The following is a 4,417-nucleotide window of genomic DNA, read 5'->3' as shown; positions in this document are numbered from 1 at the left end:
ACTTCATATCATAAATTGTCCCAACGCGAAAATGCAGCAAACGCATGGGGGCCTTGGGATCCATCCAAATTTACCGTGGAAGATTCCGCTTTCGGTATGATTACGATGGAAAATGGCGCAACCATTATACTGGAATCAAGCTGGGCGCTGAACACGCTGGAAGTCGATGAAGCGAAATGTACGCTTAGCGGTACAGAAGGCGGCGCAGACATGAAAAATGGACTTCGCATTAACGGCGAAAAGCACAGCCGCTTGTATACAACAGAAGTTGAGCTGAAAGCTGGCGGCGTTGCCTTTTATGATGGTGAAACAGATAGTGCACCGGATTTGGAAATGCGTTTATGGATTCAAGCGATTGAAAATGATACAGATCCAGTCGTAACACCGGAGCAAGCATGTGTCGTTTCTGAGATTTTAGAAGCTATTTATGAATCGGCTAAAACAGGTAAAGCTGTCTATTTCGACTAATTTCAACTATTGCCCAGGAAATAAGCAAGAAATCCCCTTCTTCGAGTGTTTAAGCTCGAATGAAGGGGATTTTGCTTTTTTTGAGCTCTCCGGGTGTCTGTCCAGTTCGTTTCTTAAAGGTTTTGGAAAAATGGTGCAGATCTGCAAATCCGCAGTAGCTTGCAATGGATTCCTGGCTGAGATCTGTATGCGTCAGCAATTCTTTGGCATGATTGACCCGCATGTTCATCAAATATTGGTGAGGGGAAATGCCATACCGTTGTTTGAACACAATACTGAATCGCGAAATCGACAGATTAGCTCGTGCGGCCATGTCCTCTAAGGAGATAGGGTCACTCAGATGATGCGAGAAGTAGGAAGTAATCCAGTCGAAAGAATGTGACGCAGTATAGGGTTCTTGATAGTAGGCCTCTAATAAAGAGAGGATGATCTCCGTTACTAGATGCTGGGTTTTGAGCTGAATGAGCGGATCCTGCTTTTCGGCTTGTTCAATAACCTGTAACAGTGTTTCTTTCAGTTTTAACGGCTTGGATGGTTCAACATGCACAGGCATCTCGACCCCGTACAAGTCTTTGATGGTAGGCTGCATGAGATGCTTATAAGCGGATAAATCAATTTGTCCAGGACGGGTAGGAAAACTGTGCTCGCGTTCGGCGTTAAAAGAGAGGTCAAAATGGATATAGGGCGTAACGGTGTTCGTTAACCCTTCCAAAGCAAGTAAGCTGCCAGGCTGCACAAGGCAGAACTGGCCCGCGTTAAATGTATATTTCTTAGTATCGATATGGAAACAGCAAGTGCCCTCTTGAATATATACCAATAAATAATCAAGCAATCTACGCTCGGGGGAAGACCATGGTTTGCGGACTGCAAAGTCGCTTTGTCTTACGAAAGGAACGATGGGATGGTGTTTCAGAAAATCGGTTAGCATATGAACCTACCTTTCAAACCAGTGGTTTTTGACAATAATTTAACCTTGTTTGACAAAGATTTGGAACAGGCCCAGCCCTATAATAAAGCTATAATTATACAAATTGAGGTGATCCGAGATGAGCATGAAGGAAACAAACCATAACCAAGCGTTACCTTCTTTGGAAGACAGCTATACCTTGTCGGAACAGCAGATCGAAAGTTATCAGCAGAAAGGACATATTGTGCTTTGGCAGGTAGCCAGCCCATCGGAAATCACTTCCTACGAACCGATTATTACGGATTTGGTGAAGGAACTGAATTATCACAACAAACCGATTGAGCAGCGTGATACGTATGGCAAGGCTTTTATCCAAATCTCTAACTTGTGGKAAAAAAGCGAAGCGGCTCGCAGGTTCGTATTAGCGAAACGATTTGCCAAAATCGCAGCGGAATTGATGGGCGTAGAAGGTGTGCGCATTTATCATGATCAGGCCTTGTACAAAGAACCTCATGGAGGTCACACCCCATGGCATCAAGACCAAATCTATTGGCCGCTGGATACAGATAAAACGATTACGATGTGGATGCCGCTGGTACCTATTTCAGAAGAAGTAGGATCAATGACTTTTGCTTCTGAGTCTCATCGCATAGGCTATATTAATAAAATGGTGATCTCCGATGAATCCCATCGCACGTTAGTCGGTTATATTGAAGGCAAAGGATATGAAACGATGTCCCATGGCGCTATGGAAGCCGGAGATGCGACGTTCCATGCAGGTTGGACACTGCACAGCGCGCCTGGTAACCCGACAGACTCCATGCGCAAAGTGATGACGGTTATCTACTATGCGGATGGACTGCGAATTGCAGAACCGGATAGCAAAGCGCGCGAAAGCGATTTGAAAACGTGGTTCCCCGGGATATAGAGTTTGGCCCGCTGCAGCAGGATATTCGTATTTTTACGGTGGACAATAGGTTTACCAGTCTCTTTACCGAATAAGCTGAGAAACGATACGAGAAGTGTGTAGGCTAATGTTGGAACGGCTGCAACTGGTAGGCTGCCATGTCCCTCTCGAATCAAGAGCGACTTCCACAAGAGAGCCGTCGGGTGATGGTCCCCATCATACAGACAAACCTCGGCATGCTCAGCTAGATTCTGAAAGGTATCTCGCATTGTATCTTCACTTTGTGTTTCATCTAGTTCAAAAGCGACGAACAGAATAAAGAGGCCTTTTTGCGTGCGAATTTGATGCTTGATGCCAGGTCTGGAGCAAAAGTGCGTACCTGCTCGCAGCGGGTAGAGAATGCCTTCTTCTGTATATTCGCCTTCACCGCTAATGACATAACAGACCTCAAAAAAGGAATGTTTGTGGGGTTGGTTATCGAATAAACATGGATCTACGCCCCAATATTGAATTTTGAAACAAGCTGAGGGTCCATGAATGACGGTGGCAACCTCGTTCAGCAGGGATCTGGTTTCTTTGCACAAGTACACRTGCATCATCCTTAATGTCCTTATTTTGCAAAAAGCTGTCCTTTGCAGAAAAAGACAGATTGCTTGCCTATTCCTTATAATTATAGATAAGAAAGCGGTTTACAATCAACTGCATAGATGGAGGAATGGACTGTGATTACTCGCGAGGATGTAGAATTTTACAAAGAAAATGGGTATTTACTTGTTAAAGGGGTTTTCAATCAACAAGAGGTAGAGGAAATGAGACAAGCGGTCGAAGAAATTATTATTCGCGCCGCTGAGGCGAAAGCAGACCGAAATGATCAATGGAGTGGCGATTTCCTTCCACCTGATGAACTGAAGAAGCTGGTTTTGAAAGGCTTCCACGACGTACATTATCACGATGCCGCATTCATGCGCGCTGTGATTCATCCGAATATGGCTGCTGTGCTGCAGCAAATCATTGGACCCAACGTGCAGCTGCATCATTCGAAAATGCTTGTGAAGCCGCCGGAGAATGGTGCTGCCTTCCCTATGCATCAGGATCACCCCTACTTCCCGCATGAGAAACATTCGATGCTTGCGGCAAGCGTGCATTTGGATTATGCGGATGAGGAGAATGGCTGCTTGCGCGTTATTCCAGGCTCGCACCGCACAGGCAGCATACCGCACGTGGGTCAGCATTATTTGAACCACAAGGAATATCCCGTCAAAGAGGGAACGCCTTGTGTGGCTGAAGCCGGTGATGTGCTGTTCTTTAACTACCTGACGATTCATGGCTCGGAGTCCAATCGGAGTTCCAGAACTAGACGGAACGTGTTGTTCCAGTACCGTGATCCGAGCGATTTCCCGACGGAGAATACGCATTTTGACTGGGGCATGGGCCTCATGGTCACAGGGAAAAACCCGCATTTCACCAAGGTGAAACCGGAATATAAAATTATTTGAGGATGAGAAAGGCGCCTGCGGGTGCCTTTTTTTCCTTTGCGGTTGGTTGGTGCTGTTGAATCCGAGTGTGCGGATATGAACGCCCAGAGGAGGAGGAGGAGGGTGGTTGGTGCAGGATTGATGCTAGAAAGTGGAAGAGAGGTACTTGGTGTGTGGAGTAGAGGTGCGTTGTGCTTGGAGTTCGACTAACGGACGTAGGAAGCGCTAATTGGTGATAAAATGGGATATTGGAGTAGCTAACGGACCTGAGAGGCGCTATTCGCCGAAAATTAATAGTGAATCAGTGGGAACCGGCAAGTTAACGGCACTCGTGTCCGTTAGAATTATAATATGTGATAGTTTAGCTGAATAGCGTCGCTGGAGTCCGTTAAACGCGACAGGCCTATCCCGAGCCTGCTATAGCAAGCTGGTTGGTCGGTCGACTGAGAGACCGGTTGGCTCGTTACTTGGTGCAGAAATTTTACTAGAGAGTGGAGTAGAGGTGCGTTGTGCTTGGAGTTCGACTAATGGACATAGGAAGCGCTAATTGGTGAAAAAACGGGATTTTGGAGTAGCTAACGGACATGAGAGGCGCTATTCGCAGAAAATCAATAGTGAATCAGTGGGAACCGGCAAGTTAACGGCACTCGTGTCCGTTAG

Annotated in this window: 5 protein-coding genes; 3 read left to right on the top strand and 2 right to left on the bottom strand. The window is 46.3% G+C overall.

Annotated elements, in window-relative coordinates; all coding sequences use genetic code 11:
• On the top strand, window positions 1-468 hold a 468-nt coding region (locus AC1DUA_RS32985), incomplete at its 5' end, for a Gfo/Idh/MocA family oxidoreductase (protein WP_477503752.1).
• A 49-nt stretch (window positions 469-517) separates the two neighbouring features.
• On the opposite strand, the gene AC1DUA_RS32980 is transcribed toward AC1DUA_RS32985, so the two are convergent.
• Entirely contained in the window at window positions 518-1,396 is an 879-nt protein-coding gene (locus tag AC1DUA_RS32980) for a helix-turn-helix domain-containing protein (RefSeq protein WP_477503751.1), read from the bottom strand.
• A gap of 118 nt (window positions 1,397-1,514) precedes the next feature.
• Between AC1DUA_RS32980 and AC1DUA_RS32975 the strand changes: the two genes are divergently transcribed.
• A complete protein-coding gene (locus AC1DUA_RS32975; RefSeq protein WP_477503750.1) occupies window positions 1,515-2,303 on the top strand; it encodes a phytanoyl-CoA dioxygenase family protein in 789 nt (262 codons plus the stop codon).
• Here the strand turns inward: AC1DUA_RS32975 and AC1DUA_RS32970 are convergent.
• Window positions 2,222-2,866: a cupin domain-containing protein gene (locus tag AC1DUA_RS32970; protein WP_477503749.1), complete on the bottom strand. Its 645-nt coding sequence runs from the start codon at window positions 2,864-2,866 to the stop codon at window positions 2,222-2,224. The two genes, AC1DUA_RS32975 and AC1DUA_RS32970, sit on opposite strands and share 82 nt — an antisense overlap.
• A 138-nt stretch (window positions 2,867-3,004) precedes the next feature.
• On the opposite strand from AC1DUA_RS32970, the gene AC1DUA_RS32965 reads away from it, so the two are divergent.
• Window positions 3,005-3,778 (top strand): phytanoyl-CoA dioxygenase family protein, encoded by a 774-nt coding sequence (locus tag AC1DUA_RS32965; RefSeq protein ID WP_477503748.1) that lies wholly within the window; start codon window positions 3,005-3,007, stop codon window positions 3,776-3,778.
• The last annotated feature ends 639 nt before the right edge of the window (window positions 3,779-4,417 follow it).

It is taken from the genome of Paenibacillus sp. 01T422 (assembly GCF_056398785.1).
This window is presented reverse-complemented; position numbering and strand designations above follow the sequence as displayed.

What these genes read in the sequence shown, in the direction of transcription:
- AC1DUA_RS32980 (WP_477503751.1), bottom strand. Translation starts at nt 1,396, where the DNA reads ATGCTAACCGATTTTCTGAAACACCATCCCATCGTTCCTTTCGTAAGA.